Source organism: Pelagibacterium luteolum (assembly GCF_900100665.1).
Taxonomy (GTDB): Bacteria; Pseudomonadota; Alphaproteobacteria; order Rhizobiales; family Devosiaceae; genus Pelagibacterium; species Pelagibacterium luteolum.
Genome location: NZ_FNCS01000012.1, coordinates 49,095 through 63,675 on the forward strand (window position 1 = coordinate 49,095; position 14,581 = coordinate 63,675).

Genomic DNA, 14,581 nt, shown 5'->3' on the forward strand with positions numbered 1-14,581 from the left:
GCGGCAACGCCATTGGAGGGCCCTGCCCAAAGGAGATGGTCAATGACTGCCGAAATTTCCTACCGCCCCTTTCTCAACCGCGACCGGCTGGTCCATATCGGCGATAGCGACGTGTCGACATGCCAATCGCTCGACGTGCTGTTCAAGCTCGAAGGGTTTCAGACCGTCGTGTCGCGCAACAGCGATGAGTTCATCGCTCGCTTCGGGCAGCGGCGGCCCGATGTCGTGATCCTCAATTTCAGGCTGATGGGTGAGGACATGATGCCGGCGCTGCGGCGCATCAAGGACATGCGCGCGGGCATCCCCGTCTTCATGCTCGCCGATGCGCCCGACGTGGACGGGACGGTCGAAGCCATGCGATCGGGTGCCAGTGATGTGTTCGTCAAGCCCGTCGACAATGAGCGCTTCGTGCGCGCCGTGCGCGAAACGCTGCGCCGCGACGTGCATCTCAATGCCGCCAGCGAGGGGCAGCGCGATGTGGAGATCCGGGGCTTTGCCCAATTGACCCCGCGCGAACGCGAGGTGCTGCAACTTGTAACCAACGGCCAATCCAACAAGGAAGCGGGGCGCGAACTGGGCATCTCCCCGCGCACTATAGAGGTGCACCGGGCGAGGGTCATGGACAAGCTCGGCGCGCGCAACACCGCCGACCTGATCCGCATCGTTCTAACGAGTTAGCCCGCGAGCCCTGCAAGTTGCCCTGCCGCGAGCGGCCGACCTGAGGCCGCGAGGGCGGCGTCGATCTCGGCGTGGGTCTGGGTCCAAATTGGTACGGCGCGAGCCAGAAGGGCCATGCCCTCGGAGGTGAGCCCAAGGCGACGGCTGCGACGGTCGGCGGCATCGGGCGCGACCGTAAGGAGCCCGCGCCGTTCGAGCGGCTTGAGGGCCGCGGTCAGCGTCGTCCGGTCCATGGCCAGAAGATTGGCGACGGACCCCAGGGTCGGAGGCTCGGGGCGGTTGAGGGACATCAGGAGCGAGAACTGGCCATTGGTGAGGTCCAGCGGCCGGAAGGCGTCATCGAACCGTCGCGCAAGGGTGCGTGCCGCGCGCTGGGTGGCCAGGCACAGGCAGGTGTCGCGAACATGGAGGGTCGTGGCGTAGGGTATTGGGGCGAGTGTCTTTGACATGTCACGATCATGTTGATATCAACATAAATGTCAATGCGACGCCGTGACCGGGGGCCGGCTGTCTGCGAAGGGAGATTGTCATGACCTATGTGATGGGTTTTGTCGCCGCTGTTCCAAATGCCAACAGGGACGACTACCGGAAGTTTGCCGCGGACTCGGTCGACTATTTCAAAGGGCTCGGCGCCACGCGCATGCTCGAGACCTGGGCCGATGATGTACCCAAGGGCGAAAAGACCGACTTTTACCGCGCCGTTGCTGCGAAAGACGACGAAGCGATCGTTTTCTCGCTCCAGTCGTTTCCCGACAAGGCAACTGCCGACGCGGCCAATGAGAAGATGATGAACGACCCGGCCATGGCCGACATGGGCGCCAAGATGCCCTTTGACGGTGCGCGGATGATTTATGGTGGGTTCGAGGCGATGTCCGAGCACGAGGGCAAGGGCCATGCAGGCTATGTCGAGGGCTCGGTAATCGCGGTGCCCAATACCGCGCGAGATGCCTATCAGGCCTATACCAACGCTATGTCCGAGATGTTCATCGAAAGCGGCGCGGTGCGCAGCGTCGATGCCTGGGGCGACATGGTGCCAGACGGCAAGCAGACCGATTTCAAGAAAGCGGTTGCCGCAAAGCCTGACGAGACCGTGGTGTTTGGCTGGATCGAATGGCCGTCCAAGGCCGTGCGCGACGCTGCCTGGGGCAAGCTGATGGCCGACCCGCGCATGCAGGCCGAAACGGCGCCGGGGATCGATGAATCGCGTCGCATATTTGGTGGGTTTGTACCCATCCTCGACGCCTGATGATCACCGTCTGGACCTATGATTGGGTGCCCAACGGGCCGCGTGGCCACGTCCGTGACATTCGGCTGCGATGGGCGCTCGAAGAGGCGGGATTGGACTATGTCGTCAAATCGGTGCCCTTCGATGGTCGTGGTCCGGACCATATCGCCCGCCAACCCTTTGGGCAGATCCCGTTCATCGACGATGGCGAGGTCACGCTCTTTGAAAGCGGAGCGTGCCTTCTCTACATCGCGCGTAAGAGTGAGGTCTTGATGCCGCGCGATGGTAAAGGCGAGGCCGACGTCACCCAATGGCTGATCGCGGCACTCAATTCAGTCGAGATGGTTTCGGTGCCCTGGTGGTTCATCGACAAGCCCGGGCAGGGCGATAACCCCCTGGGCGGCTGGCTGCGCAGCCGCTTCGAACGCCTCGATGCAGCACTGGGCGATCGCGACTGGTTTGCGCAGTCGGGCTTTTCGGTCGCCGACATCATGATGGCCGACACGCTGCGCGTGCCCCTCAAGCGCGGCGCGCTCGATACCTATCCCAAGCTCATCGCCTATGTCGAACGCGCCCTTGCCCGCCCGGCCTTCAAGAAAGCCTATGACGACCAACTGGCCCATTTCGCGGCCGGGGACCGAGCGCGGGCAAGTTGACATAGGGAACGGAGGGTGGTCTCTTTTAAGGAGGCTGATACGGCCCGCCGCTCGCGCCCACTGGGTTTGGTGAACGTATCGATCGATATCCAACGGTTTGACCTTGATGGGCAAGCTGTCGGTAACGCGGGCGCTGACACCGATCTTGCCCCAGCAAGGATCAGATCATGTTGGACTTCCCAGCACCCAAGACCATGGCCAAAGCGCTACGTGGTGCGTTGGCCGATCGCGGTGTATCGCTCTCTCACGGTCAATGCCTCGATCTCGTTGCCAAGCAGTTCGGCTTCGCCGATTGGAATGTTCTCTCCGCGCGTAACGCGGGCGCGCTGCCGCCTTCCGATTTGCCGATACCGAGCGGATGGTTTTCATGCGGCTCCTTTGATCCCGACCAGTTCCGTGTCGGACGTGCACCCGATGTTCCGGACGCCTCGCTGGCCGAAACGATCGCGACGTCCGGTGTTCCATCCGATGCGTTCGCCGGCCTTATGCAGTCGTTTTCGGCAGAAGCCTATCGCGGCAAGAGGGTACGATTGACCGCTGAACTCACGGCGCGAGGAGCCGGGGCGGGCACGATTTGGTTGCGTGTCGATCCCATCGATGGCGTCCGTCCGTTGGCGTTCGATAACATGATGGATCGAAAAGAGGACGGCCCGATATCGGGCACCACTGACTGGACCGAACGCTCGGTGGTTCTCGACGTGGACGATAAAGCCGCCAGCCTCCATTTCGGATTCTTCCTCAAGGCGCCCGGTTCCGTTTTGGCAAGGGCGTTTCGGATCGACACTGTCGATCAAACGGTGCCGGTGACAAAGGGAAGGCCCCTGCCACCCGGACCAGTCAACCTCGGATTTCAATGACGAGGCGGCCGCGATCTCAGGCGGCGGCGATCCGTTAAAGAGCCGCCTCTAGCTCGGGCCACGCGGCGATGAAAGCGTCGCGGGCTCTGGTGCCGGGCGAGCCGGAGAGGCGGGTTCGATCCTGGTTGAGCTGTGCGAAGACCACGGTGCGCCCATCGCGCTCGGCCCAGCCGACGAACCAGCCCCATCCGGCGGTGTAGTCAAAGCTGCGGTCGGCATTGCGGGGGTAGGCGCCGCCGGTCTTGCCGCGCAGGGTCCAGCCATCAGCGGCTGGATAGGCATCGATGATGGCAAAGGTGTTCTCATGGGCCGCGGTCGAGACGGGAAGGTCGCGCGCGAGCAATTTGACGAGAAACGCCGCTTGATCGCGGGGCGATATCGCAAGGGACGAGCTGACCCACGCGCGCTCCAGGCCGTTGTCGAAACCGGCGTCGCCGGACATGTCGGCATTGCCGTAATTAAAGGCGCGGAGATAATCGGTCATCGTGGCGGCGCCGAGCGCATGGGTGATGCGCTGGGAATACCAGAGGACCGAATAGCGCATCCAATCGGATGGGTCGGTATTTTCGGTCCAGCGATCGCCCCAGTCGGGGTCGCCGGGCGTAAAGGCGAGTTCGGGCGTTTGGGGACCGACAAGGACGCCGCTGTCGAAACCGATGAGCGCGAGCGGGATCTTGAAGGTCGAAGCGGGCGTGACCGGGGTGGTGCAATCGCCGCGTTCGAGCAGCGCTTCCCCGGTTGAGGCATCCAGGATCAGGGTGCAAATCTCGCGGGCCTGAGACGGCATGGCCGCGGGCACGGCAATGCCCACGGCCACGATAAGCGCCAGGATGAACCGCGTCATGCGGTGGTCATCCACCCACGGTCGGAAGCGTCAGATCGCCGACCACGAGTTTGTTTTCCATGAGTTTGGACATGTCGAAATCACGCGGCAGATCGAGTTGCTGCCAGACCGAGATCAACGCGTCGCAGAGTTCGGCGATCATGTCGTCTGAGTGGTAGGGCGTCGGCGTGATGCGCAACCGCTCGGTGCCCTTGGGGACCGTGGGGTAGTTGATGGGCTGGATATAGATGTTGTGGCGATCCATCAGCATGTCGCTGGCCGCCTTGCACAGCCGCGCATCGCCCACGATCAGCGGCACGATATGGGTATCGGTGGGCAGGACGGGCAGGCCGGCTTCGGCGAGGACGCGCTTGACGCGACCGGCCTGGCGCTGCTGGCCCTCGCGCTCGACATTGGAGACCTTGAGGTGCTCGATCGACGCACGGGCTGCCGCGCAAAGGGCAGGGGGCAGCGCGGTGGTGAAGATGAATTCGGGCGCGTAGGAGCGCACGGCGTCGACGATGGCCTTGTTAGCGGTGATGTAGCCGCCCATGACGCCAAAGCCCTTGGCCAGAGTGCCTTCGATGATATCGATGCGGTCCATCAGGCCTTCGCGCTCGCACATGCCGCCGCCACGCGGGCCGTACATGCCTACGGCATGAACTTCGTCGATATAGGTCATGGCGTTGAATTCATCGGCCAGATCAGCGATGGCCTCGATGGGCGCGATGTCGCCATCCATGGAATAGACGGATTCAAAAACGATCAGCTTGGGGCGCTGCTTGCCGGCTGCCGAGAGCAGTTCGCGCAGATGATCGAGATCGTTGTGGCGGAAAATCTTCTTTTCCATGCCCGACTGGCGCACGCCCTGGATCATAGATGCGTGGTTGAGCTGATCGGAGAGGATCAGGCAATCGGGAATGAGGCGGGCGACCGTCGAAATCGTGGCTTCGTTGGAAACGAAACCCGAGGTGAAGACGAGGGCGGCTTCCTTGCGGTGCAAATCGGCGAGCGAGCGCTCGAGCTCGACGAGAGGACGGTTGGTGCCTGAAATGTTGCGTGTGCCGCCGGCGCCTGCGCCGAGCTTTCCGGCAGTCTCCTGCATTTCGCCGATCACCTTGGGGTGCTGGCCCATGCCGAGATAATCATTCGAGCACCAGATGGTGATTTCGTGCCGATTGTCCGCGCTGTCGCGGAAAATGGCGCGGGGAAAATGCCCGGCAATGCGTTCGATATCGGCAAAGACGCGATAGCGCTTTTCAACGCGAAGCGCATCGATCGCATCTTCAAAGATGCCGCGGTAGTCCATGAGGCCAACTCCAATCGCGCCGGAGGCTGACGGCTGTAAACCTGCCCTGGCACCTAGTCTTTTCATGTGCGCTTCAGCATGGCGCACCTTGATCATTTGCACCCCGGCGCCGGAGTACGACATGATCTGTATCAAATCGATCCGTGAGATGTCATCGTCAAATTTGGCGTTGGCGTTCCGCTATGCGGGAATTGCTTATCCAACTCATCGCTTTATAGCGGGAGATTGGCTAAAAGTCAGAAGAAAATCAGCGCGACCCAATGACGCGAGCCATGCTTGCGGCCCAACGTCTTGCCGCTGTGGCTGGCGCTGCGTAGTCTTGTCGCGGATGACCACTTTCCCGCCGTATTCCCTCCGCAAAGGATTCGGCAATATTTTTGATAGAGGCGACGAGATTATCATGAGAACTCAAGCTATTGCCCTTACGGCGGTTGCCGCAATGTTTCTGGCCGGCTGCTCGACCAATCCTTACACAGGCGAATCGCAGCTTTCCAACACGGCAGGCGGTGCGCTGCTGGGTGCCGGCGGCGGCGCTCTCGGCGGCGCGCTGATCGGGTCGGCAGTTGGTGATGCGCGTGTCGGCGCTCTGATCGGGGCCGGTGTCGGTGCTGTCGCCGGTGGGGCGATCGGCAATTATATGGACGAACAGGAAGCCCAGCTCCGCGCCCAGCTTCAGGGCACCGGTGTTTCGGTTACCCGCGTTGGCGACAATATCGTCCTCAACATGCCGTCCAACATCACGTTCGGCGTCAACCAGTCCGATATCCAGCCAGCGTTCCAGAACACGCTGCGCTCGGTGTCGCTGGTGCTCCAGGAATACAACCAGACCCTGGTCGATATCATCGGCTACACGGACTCGACCGGTTCGGCGAGCTACAACCTCACCCTGTCCCAGCAGCGCGCCACCTCAGTGCAGCGCACTCTTGCCCAGTTCGGTGTCGATCCACGCCGCTTCTTTGTCGAGGGCCGCGGCATGGCCAACCCCATCGCCGACAACTCGACGGAAGCAGGTCGTGCGCAGAACCGCCGCGTCGAAATCCGCATCGTTCCGATCCGTCAGTAGTCTGTTCGGACTGTCCAACAAAAAAGGCGCGCCCTTGCGGGTGCGCCTTTTTTCATGGCCAAGCGCCGGTCCCTAGACCAACTGGGCCTGCCCCATCGACGGGTCCTGGGACAAAGGCTGAGTTGTCGGGGATTGCAGGACAACGATGGTCGAGCCGGCCCGCACATTGTCGGCAAGGTGGATGACGTCCTGGTGCAGCAGACGGACGCAGCCCGAAGACACCGCTTGACCGATGGTCCAGGTCTCGCCCGTGCCGTGAATGCGGTAGATCGTGTCGCGATTGCCTTCATGGATATAGAGCGCGCGCGCGCCGAGCGGGTTGTCGAGCCCCGGAGGCTGGCCCCGGCGCCACTGTTCCAGTTCGGGCTGACGGTCGACCATTTCCGAAGGCGGTGTCCAGACCGGCCATTCGCGCGAATAGGCAATGTGGCCGCGTCCCGCCCATTCAAAGCCTGCGCGACCCAGGCCCGCGCCGTAGCGCATCGCCATGCCGTTGTCCTGAACGTGGTAGAGATAGTAATTGGCTGTGTCGACGATCACCGTGCCAGGCCGCTCGGTGGTCGAATAGGGCACGCTTTGGCGGTAGTAGCGCTGCTCGAGATAGCGCAGATCGACGGCTGGAACCGGGAACTGCTCATAGGGCATCGCCGCATACATCGCGACGACTTCTGGAGAGATCGGAGGCGGAAGGGTGACGGGCTGGGTCGTCACAGGGGCGGTGGTGGTGCAGCCCGCGGCGGTCAGCGCCAGAAGGCTCGATGCCCCGGCAAGAAAACCGCGGCGGGAGAGGGTGATGTCATTCATGTCAAAAAACTTCTCATACGGACGGAGGCATTGGGGCTTCGTCCAGGGATAGCAGGAGGATAGCGATCTGTGTTGCGATCAGACCCTGGGCGGGGGGAGGACGGGGAAGGGTTCGATACCGATACGGTCGATCAGGGGCTCTATGATCGCCCAGTGAGCTTGGGGCTGCTTGGGCTCGATGTCGCAGGCATGGGGGATTTGCCCATGCACCTTGCAGCCGGGCACCACCATGCCGAGCGCCAACTCTTTCCAGCAGCGCCCAAGCATGAGCTCTGGGCGATCGAGAGGGCTGGCGGTATCGGTCGGTTGGTCGTCGAGCACGCACCATTGCGCCAAAGGCATGGCATGCGTCTCGGTCGTTGCCGCCGTGGCGAACGAACTCGAGAGCAGAACCAGTCCAATGGTCAGCATGATGATGGGCAGGATGCGTGTCATGGCCTATCGGTTACCGTATCAATCATGGCGCGATAAAGGCGCAGACCGGTAACGGACGAGTGAGGCAGTGCCGAGAGGCGCCCTGTGTTGCCCGGGGGTCACAGGCTGGCAGATGCATTTATCGTTGTGGACGCGTCCTTGTTGCGCTTTGCCAGCGCCACAATCGATCCGTAATGTCGCGCCCTCGACACGATCCGGATGACCATGACCGACACGACCAAAGCCATCACCGCCCTTATCGCCACCGAAATTGCGGCACGTCCCGAACAGGTGAAATCTGCAATAGACCTGCTTGATGGCGGCGCCACGGTGCCGTTCATCGCACGATATCGCAAGGAGGTGACGGGCGGGCTCGACGATGTGCAATTGCGCACGCTGGGCGAACGCCTCGGCTATCTGCGTGAACTCGAGGCGCGCCGGATTGCGATCGTCCAGTCGATCGACGGGCAAGGCAAGCTGACGCCCGACCTGGCGGCCCAGATCGCCCGCGTTACGACCAAGTCCGAGCTGGAAGATATCTATCTCCCCTATAAGCCCAAGCGTCGCACCAAGGGGGAGATCGCCCGAGAGCGCGGTCTCGAACCATTGGCCGACGCGCTGTTTGGCAACCGCACGCTGATACCGCTGGCCGAGGCTGAAAAATTCCTGTCCGACGAGGTGCCGGATGCCAAGGCTGCCCTGGATGGGGCCCGTGATATCCTGGCCGAACGCTTCGCGGTCGATGCGGACCTCATCGGGAAGCTGCGTACCTATATGGAAGCAAAGGCCATGATGCGCGCGCGGGTGATGGAGGGTAAGGCCGAGCAGGGCGCCAAGTTTTCCGACTATTTCGACCACGTGGAACCCTGGGCGAAGGTGCCGAGCCACCGCGCGCTGGCGATGCTGCGCGGGCGCAATGAAGAGATCTTGAGCGTCGATCTCGAACTCGATGCCGATGCGGACGGCAAGTACAAGCCTGCCGAGGCTATGGTCGCCGCGCATTTCGGCGTCCGCGCCGATGGCGGTCCCGCTGACCAATGGTTGATGGAGGTGGCGCGCTGGAGCTGGCGCGTGAAGCTATGGCTCCATTTGTCGGTCGATCTGATGGGGCGGTTGCGCGAGCGTGCCGAGGACGAGGCCATCACGGTGTTCGCGCGCAATCTCAAGGACCTCCTCCTTGCCGCGCCGGCCGGCAATCGGGCGACGATGGGGCTGGACCCTGGAATTCGGACCGGGGTGAAGGTCGCTGTCGTCGATGCGACGGGCAAGGTGCTCGACACGGCAACGGTCTATCCTTTCCAGCCGCGCAACGATGTGCAGGGCGCCATCGCCGTGCTAATGGCGCTCGTCGCTCGCCATAAGGTCGAACTCATCGCCATAGGCAATGGCACCGCCAGCCGGGAAACTGAGCGATTGGCGGCTGAAATGCTGGCCAGGGTGCCAGCGCCCAAGCCGTTAAAGGTCGTTGTCAGCGAAGCGGGAGCTTCGGTCTATTCGGCCTCCGAGACCGCATCGAACGAATTGCCCGATCTCGACGTCTCCTTGCGGGGTGCCGTATCGATTGCGCGCCGGCTTCAGGACCCACTTGCGGAACTGGTGAAGATCGATCCCAAATCGATCGGAGTAGGGCAGTATCAGCACGACGTCGACCAGTACCGCATGGCGAAATCGCTCGATGCGGTGGTCGAGGACGCCGTCAATGCCGTGGGAGTCGACCTCAATACAGCTTCGGCGCCACTGCTTGCCCGGGTGTCGGGGCTGGGCACCTCGCTGGCAGAGGCGATCGTCGCGCACCGCAACGCCAATGGCGCGTTCTCGTCGCGCAAGGATCTTTTGTCGGTGTCGCGTCTTGGTCCCAAGGCGTTCGAACAGGCGGCGGGGTTCCTGCGCATCCGCGACGGTGCCGAGCCGCTCGATGCGTCCTCGGTCCATCCGGAAGCCTATGGCGTGGCGCGCAAGATCGTCGCTGCGTGTGGCCGCGATATCCGCGCCCTGATGGGCGACACAGCGGCTCTGAAAAATCTCGACGCCAGACATTTCGTCGATGAGACGTTCGGATTGCCCACGGTGCGCGATATTCTCGCCGAACTTGAAAAACCCGGCCGCGATCCACGCCCGGAATTCAAGACGGCCACCTTTGCCGATGGGGTCGAAGAGATATCAGATCTCAAACCCGGCATGATGCTCGAAGGGACAGTTACCAATGTCGCCGCCTTCGGAGCCTTCGTCGATATCGGTGTGCATCAGGACGGATTGGTCCACGTGTCTCAACTTGCCGACAAATTCGTCAAGGACGCCCATGAGGTGGTCAAGACCGGCGACGTCGTGAAGGTCAAGGTGCTCGAAGTGGATGCCAAGCGAAAACGCATCAGCCTTTCGATGCGCAGGGATGCGGCTCCTGAGCGGGCGAATGCTCAACCAAAGCGTGACGACCGGTCAACGCCCAGAAGTCGGCCACCCGCTGTTAAGGCCAGTGAGGCTGCGTCTGGCGCACTGGGGGCGGCGCTGGCAGAAGCGATGCGGAACAAGCGCTAGTCGGCGTCGTTTTCCCTATCCAATGATGCTGGAGATATCCATGTCGCAATTCCGGGCGTTCACCGGGTCTGAGACCCAAGGCACGATTGTTGTAAGGGTGCTCGACAGCCCGGAGGGACCGCGCGCCTTTATCCGGCAGGTGTCCGACCCCGCCGATGTGGCCGAAGACACGATCGAACAAAGCGAAGAGATGCCCGTCGAAGAGGCGCTTGCTTTAGCACGCAACAAGGCCGCCAACATGGACGGCGGGGCCGAAATCGTTATCGACCTCGGCCCCGATGCAAAGTGGGACGACCACTGGGGGCGGCTGGATTAGACCCCGGCCGCCAAAATAGTGTTCTCTACGCCCAAATCAGCGCTGGCTGATGTGGTAGAGATATCCGAGACCGAACCCCACGATGGCGGCCACGGCGAGCACGGTGCCGGTGGCGGCGGGCGCCTTGTGGGCGGCTTTGTTGATGATTTCGATGTCGCGTTGGACCTGCTTGCTGGCCCTGCGCGCGTTCTTGCGAGCGCCGCGCCACAAATCTTCGGCCTCATCGCTCAGTTCGTCGAAATCGATGCCGTTATCCGCGAGGGTCTTGGAAATGCTCTGAAGCTGCTTGCGCAGATCGCGAACCTGATGGTCGAGGTTTTTGTTGATGCCATTGGCAAAGCTGAAATCGGCCATGCGTCGTCTCCGTTGCGAATTTGAACTCACAACGAACTGGGAACCCTGCGGTTCCCTTTTCAGAAATACGCCTATTGAGCGCCGGCCGCCTCGCGACGATAGAGTTCATAGGTGCCATGGCATGCGAAGGACGCGATAATGCGGTGGGCGGGCCCAAGGGCGCTGGCTACGCGGTCACAGACCAGTTCCGTCGCCGCCTGGATTTCCGGATCGATCAGGCCGAAATAGCAGACCATCTTGTAGCTCGACTTGAACGCGGCTCCGATTTCGGGGCGCAGTGACTCTTCGACGAAGGCCTCGCAGCGGTTGATGGCGTCGATTTCGGACAACCCTTGGGCCGCAGCCGGGTGAATGCCAAGCCCCGCCATTCCGATTGCCAGCCCCAGCAGCACGCGCATCATCGAACCTAATCCCCAGTCGCAAACCCACCCAATCGTAAATTCAGTCGGCTCTCAACGAAAAGCTGCATAGGCGAAAAAGGATAGTGTGCGATGTTGCCGAACTGCCGCAGAAGGCTACTGCGGCGTGCAACTGGCGGGAAGGATGGCCTCGAGCGCGCCCTCTGCCGGAGCAAGCTCGCTCGACACGATCGAGAGGGGCCTAAACGGCGGCGTTGCCTGATTTCCTGGCTGGGGCAGGCTTAAAGTGTAGCAGCCGGCAAAGCTTTCGGTGCTGCCATCGCGTTGAGTGGCCGCGAGGGCGACGGGAATGGCCGAATATTGCGTGCCCGCCGTGCCTTCGGTGATCTCCGCGCCGATCAGGATGTCGACCGATTGCGTATCGGCATATCCTGCGGCGAAGGCATCGAAATCAGCTTGCATCGCCTCGATATCTGCATCCGAATATGCTTGCTCGAAATACGACCACGCGCGCAGATATTCCTGGCGGTTGATGGCGTTGTAGAGCGAGTCAATGATCGATGCTGATGTGGAGCGGTCGTCATAATAAGGGTTTTCCGGAACGGTCTCGGTGGATTCGGGCGCTGGCGGCAGCACCTCTTCGAGAACGATCACTGGAGCGTCCTGTACCTCCGGGATGGGCAAGGTCAAAACCTCTTGGGCCGCCGCGGGAACCGCAAGGCACGCAGTGAGAACAGGCAGCACAAACAGACGCATAGGAAACTCCTTTAGAGCCCTAACGCGTAAATGCCGATGGCGTTGCCATAAAGGTGGCCAGATGACGAAGAGGATTTAGGAAAACTGGTGCTGCCGGAGAGATTTGAACTCTCGGCCTCTCCCTTACCAAGGGAGTGCTCTACCCCTGAGCTACGGCAGCACTGGATTGCGCGGCGTGGCGAAGGCGCCACCCGAATGCGGGCCTCTACTGCCACACCCTCCTTATGGACGCAAGGGCAAAAAGCGGGCAGTTAGGGGTTCAGTTTCGCGTGCAGGAGAGGCTTGTGATGACCGGTTCGGACCGCGACCAAAGATTGGCCGCAAAGCTGCGGGAAAACTTGCGGCGCCGTAAGGCGCAGGCCAAGGCGCGTTCGAGCGCGGAGCCATCGGCAGGCGAGGAGCAGCCCGCGCCACCCGAAGGACCCGACGAGCGCGACGACGCCGGCCAAAAGACCTGACCATCGCCTTTCCTTGCAGCGGTTTTCACGCTGCGATACCACAGGCATCGAAGTGTTCGTCGCCTGTGCGCGGCGATTCGTCCGCGCCAAAATCGTGGCGGGGCGGGAAACAACAAAGACTGCAACGTCCTAGGAGCAATCGATGGACCGTATCCGACTCGTTGGTGGCAACGAACTCAACGGCGAAATTCCCATTTCCGGCGCCAAAAATGCCGCCCTGCCGTTGATGATCGCGTCGCTCTTGACCGACGAGCCTCTGGTGCTGGTCAACGTGCCGCGTCTCGCAGACGTGAAACAGCTCGAGCGCATTCTGGAAAATCACGGCGTCGATATCGCCGTGCATGGTCGTCGCCGTGGCGATACCGACATGGGCGGCCAGCGCATCACCTTCACGGCGTCTGACATCGTCGATACGACGGCGCCCTATGAGCTGGTCTCGACGATGCGCGCGAGTTTCTGGGTCATCGGCCCACTGCTGGCGCGCGAGGGCAATGCCCGCGTTTCGCTGCCCGGTGGTTGCGCGATCGGCACGCGACCCGTCGATTTCTATCTCGATGGTCTGCGCCAGCTGAGCGCGGAGATCGATATCGATGGTGGCTATGTCGTAGCGCGTGCGCCCGGTGGCCGCCTCAAGGGCGCCAATGTGCGCTTTCCCAAGGTTTCCGTCGGCGCAACCCATGTGGTGATGATGGCCGCAACCCTTGCCGAGGGGACCACGATCATCGAGAACGCGGCGCGCGAACCCGAAGTCTCCAATCTGGCCGAATGCCTTGTTGCCATGGGTGCCAAGATTACAGGCATCGGCACCGAACGGCTGGTGATCGAAGGCGTCGACAAGCTCAACGGGGCCATCCACGAAGTGCTGCCCGACCGCATCGAAACCGGCACCTATGCTATGGCCGCGGCAATGACGGGTGGCAATGTCTTGCTGCGCAATGCGCGGCCCGACTTGCTGCAATCGGCGCTCGATGTCCTGAGCCGCGCTGGCTCGGACATTACCAGCGAAGAGGGGGGCTTGCGCATTCGCCGCAATGGCAATGGCATCCTGCCGGTCGATGTCGAAACCGATCCGTTCCCCGGGTTTCCGACCGATCTGCAGGCCCAGTTCATGGCGCTGATGACGCGCTCGAACGGGGTATCGGCGATCAAGGAAACGATTTTCGAAAACCGCTTCATGCATGTGGCCGAACTCGCGCGGTTTGGCGCGAAAATCCATGTCGATGGGCAGACGGCGCATGTGACGGGCGTGCCCGAACTCAAGGGAGCCCAGGTGATGGCCACCGATCTGCGTGCGTCGGTATCGCTGGTGATCGCTGGCCTTGCGGCCAAGGGCGAAACCGTCGTCAACCGCATCTATCACCTCGATCGTGGATTTGAGCGGCTGGAAGACAAGTTGAGCCGGTGCGGTGCGGAGATCGAGCGGATTGCAGGTTAAGCGAGTTGTGCAAAGGCGCTTGCACTTTGGGTCATAAATGCCCAGATGTGCGCCATGACCAACGCCTCAAACGCTTCCGGACCTGACATGACCGACCTCAAGCTCCTCGCCATCGACAGTGAAGATCTCGAGATCGTTTCCGCCCATGTGCAGGACGCCGTCGTCAAGGTCGGCGACATGGGGTATTCGAAATCGGATCGCCGGTTCGTTTTGCTTATGAACCGCTATGCCTGGGAAACGGGCAGCATGAAGGGCAGGGGGCAGCGCAAGCGGGCCGGGCTGCACTTCGATTTCGTTACTTCGGCCCATGCCGAAGGCTTCGATATCAATGCCAAGGACGGTGTGCTCGAATTGCTGGCGATCAGTTTTTCGATGAAGGACGACCCGGCGGGCGAAGTCTTGCTTACCTTTGCCGGCGGTGGCAGGGTGCGGCTCGAAGTCGAGTGTCTCGAAGCGCGCCTTCGCGATCTCGGCGGTGTCTGGGCGGCCAAGGCCCAGCCCATGCACGATATCGACTGATCCGGGACGCCATCGCCAGC

The 14,581-nt window shown here is 61.9% G+C and carries 18 protein-coding genes and 1 tRNA gene; 10 read left to right on the forward strand and 9 right to left on the reverse strand.

Going from position 1 to position 14,581, the window contains the following annotated elements; all coding sequences use genetic code 11:
• Window positions 1-42: 42 nt before the first annotated feature.
• Window positions 43-678: a response regulator transcription factor gene (locus BLR31_RS15720; protein WP_090597655.1), complete on the forward strand. Its 636-nt coding sequence runs from the start codon at window positions 43-45 to the stop codon at window positions 676-678.
• On the opposite strand, the gene BLR31_RS15725 is transcribed toward BLR31_RS15720, so the two are convergent.
• Entirely contained in the window at window positions 675-1,127 is a 453-nt protein-coding gene (locus BLR31_RS15725) for a MarR family winged helix-turn-helix transcriptional regulator (protein WP_090597656.1), read from the reverse strand. The genes BLR31_RS15720 and BLR31_RS15725 overlap by 4 nt on opposite strands.
• A gap of 80 nt (window positions 1,128-1,207) precedes the next feature.
• On the opposite strand from BLR31_RS15725, the gene BLR31_RS15730 reads away from it, so the two are divergent.
• The 3 genes from BLR31_RS15730 to BLR31_RS15740 all read left to right on the forward strand — a co-directional run bounded on the left by BLR31_RS15730 (window position 1,208) and on the right by BLR31_RS15740 (window position 3,416).
• Window positions 1,208-1,924, forward strand: coding sequence for a DUF1428 domain-containing protein (locus BLR31_RS15730; RefSeq protein ID WP_090597657.1), 717 nt, complete (start codon window positions 1,208-1,210; stop codon window positions 1,922-1,924).
• Window positions 1,924-2,559, forward strand: coding sequence for a glutathione S-transferase family protein (locus tag BLR31_RS15735; protein ID WP_090597658.1), 636 nt, complete (start codon window positions 1,924-1,926; stop codon window positions 2,557-2,559). Before BLR31_RS15730 ends, BLR31_RS15735 begins: the two co-directional genes overlap by 1 nt.
• Before the next feature lie 167 nt (window positions 2,560-2,726).
• A complete protein-coding gene (locus BLR31_RS15740) occupies window positions 2,727-3,416 on the forward strand; it encodes a glyoxalase superfamily protein (RefSeq protein WP_090597659.1) in 690 nt (229 codons plus the stop codon).
• Between the two features lie 34 nt (window positions 3,417-3,450).
• On the opposite strand, the gene blaOXA is transcribed toward BLR31_RS15740, so the two are convergent.
• Both blaOXA and hemA read right to left on the reverse strand, forming a co-directional pair.
• Window positions 3,451-4,260 carry a class D beta-lactamase gene (gene blaOXA / locus BLR31_RS15745; RefSeq protein WP_090597698.1) on the reverse strand — a complete coding sequence of 270 codons (810 nt, stop codon included), beginning with the start codon at window positions 4,258-4,260 and terminating at the stop codon, window positions 3,451-3,453.
• A 7-nt stretch (window positions 4,261-4,267) separates the two neighbouring features.
• Window positions 4,268-5,548: a 5-aminolevulinate synthase gene (gene hemA, locus BLR31_RS15750; RefSeq protein WP_090597660.1), complete on the reverse strand. Its 1,281-nt coding sequence runs from the start codon at window positions 5,546-5,548 to the stop codon at window positions 4,268-4,270.
• Window positions 5,549-5,948: 400 nt separating this feature from the next.
• Between hemA and BLR31_RS15755 the strand changes: the two genes are divergently transcribed.
• Window positions 5,949-6,611 (forward strand): YiaD family glycine zipper/OmpA-like lipoprotein, encoded by a 663-nt coding sequence (locus tag BLR31_RS15755; protein WP_090597699.1) that lies wholly within the window; start codon window positions 5,949-5,951, stop codon window positions 6,609-6,611.
• 72 nt (window positions 6,612-6,683) lie between these two features.
• On the opposite strand, the gene BLR31_RS15760 is transcribed toward BLR31_RS15755, so the two are convergent.
• Together BLR31_RS15760 and BLR31_RS15765 are read right to left on the reverse strand one after the other, a co-directional pair.
• Window positions 6,684-7,415 (reverse strand): L,D-transpeptidase, encoded by a 732-nt coding sequence (locus BLR31_RS15760; protein ID WP_090597661.1) that lies wholly within the window; start codon window positions 7,413-7,415, stop codon window positions 6,684-6,686.
• Between the two features lie 78 nt (window positions 7,416-7,493).
• Window positions 7,494-7,850 carry a hypothetical protein gene (locus BLR31_RS15765; protein ID WP_090597662.1) on the reverse strand — a complete coding sequence of 119 codons (357 nt, stop codon included), beginning with the start codon at window positions 7,848-7,850 and terminating at the stop codon, window positions 7,494-7,496.
• A 204-nt stretch (window positions 7,851-8,054) separates the two neighbouring features.
• On the opposite strand from BLR31_RS15765, the gene BLR31_RS15770 reads away from it, so the two are divergent.
• Both BLR31_RS15770 and BLR31_RS15775 read left to right on the forward strand, forming a co-directional pair.
• A complete protein-coding gene (locus BLR31_RS15770) occupies window positions 8,055-10,364 on the forward strand; it encodes a Tex family protein (protein ID WP_090597700.1) in 2,310 nt (769 codons plus the stop codon).
• 40 nt (window positions 10,365-10,404) lie between these two features.
• Window positions 10,405-10,680, forward strand: coding sequence for a hypothetical protein (locus BLR31_RS15775; protein WP_143009411.1), 276 nt, complete (start codon window positions 10,405-10,407; stop codon window positions 10,678-10,680).
• Between the two features lie 36 nt (window positions 10,681-10,716).
• On the opposite strand, the gene BLR31_RS15780 is transcribed toward BLR31_RS15775, so the two are convergent.
• The 4 genes from BLR31_RS15780 to BLR31_RS15795 all read right to left on the reverse strand — a co-directional run bounded on the left by BLR31_RS15780 (window position 10,717) and on the right by BLR31_RS15795 (window position 12,309).
• Window positions 10,717-11,034, reverse strand: coding sequence for a BAR domain-containing protein (locus BLR31_RS15780; RefSeq protein ID WP_090597664.1), 318 nt, complete (start codon window positions 11,032-11,034; stop codon window positions 10,717-10,719).
• A gap of 71 nt (window positions 11,035-11,105) precedes the next feature.
• Window positions 11,106-11,435 (reverse strand): hypothetical protein, encoded by a 330-nt coding sequence (locus BLR31_RS15785; protein ID WP_090597665.1) that lies wholly within the window; start codon window positions 11,433-11,435, stop codon window positions 11,106-11,108.
• Window positions 11,436-11,549: 114 nt separating this feature from the next.
• Window positions 11,550-12,149: a hypothetical protein gene (locus tag BLR31_RS15790; RefSeq protein WP_090597666.1), complete on the reverse strand. Its 600-nt coding sequence runs from the start codon at window positions 12,147-12,149 to the stop codon at window positions 11,550-11,552.
• 85 nt (window positions 12,150-12,234) lie between these two features.
• A tRNA-Thr gene (locus BLR31_RS15795) sits at window positions 12,235-12,309 on the reverse strand.
• A 127-nt stretch (window positions 12,310-12,436) separates the two neighbouring features.
• Here BLR31_RS15795 and BLR31_RS21740 point away from each other — a divergent pair.
• From BLR31_RS21740 to BLR31_RS15805, 3 genes are all read left to right on the forward strand, one after another.
• Window positions 12,437-12,607 carry a hypothetical protein gene (locus tag BLR31_RS21740; protein ID WP_176762707.1) on the forward strand — a complete coding sequence of 57 codons (171 nt, stop codon included), beginning with the start codon at window positions 12,437-12,439 and terminating at the stop codon, window positions 12,605-12,607.
• Window positions 12,608-12,749: 142 nt separating this feature from the next.
• Complete coding sequence (murA, locus tag BLR31_RS15800) at window positions 12,750-14,042, forward strand: UDP-N-acetylglucosamine 1-carboxyvinyltransferase (protein ID WP_090597667.1); 1,293 nt, start codon at window positions 12,750-12,752, stop codon at window positions 14,040-14,042.
• A 54-nt stretch (window positions 14,043-14,096) separates the two neighbouring features.
• The gene (locus tag BLR31_RS15805; protein WP_244505098.1) at window positions 14,097-14,561 is read left to right on the forward strand and encodes a DUF2948 family protein; all 465 of its coding nucleotides are present in this window, start codon (window positions 14,097-14,099) and stop codon (window positions 14,559-14,561) included.
• The last annotated feature ends 20 nt before the right edge of the window (window positions 14,562-14,581 follow it).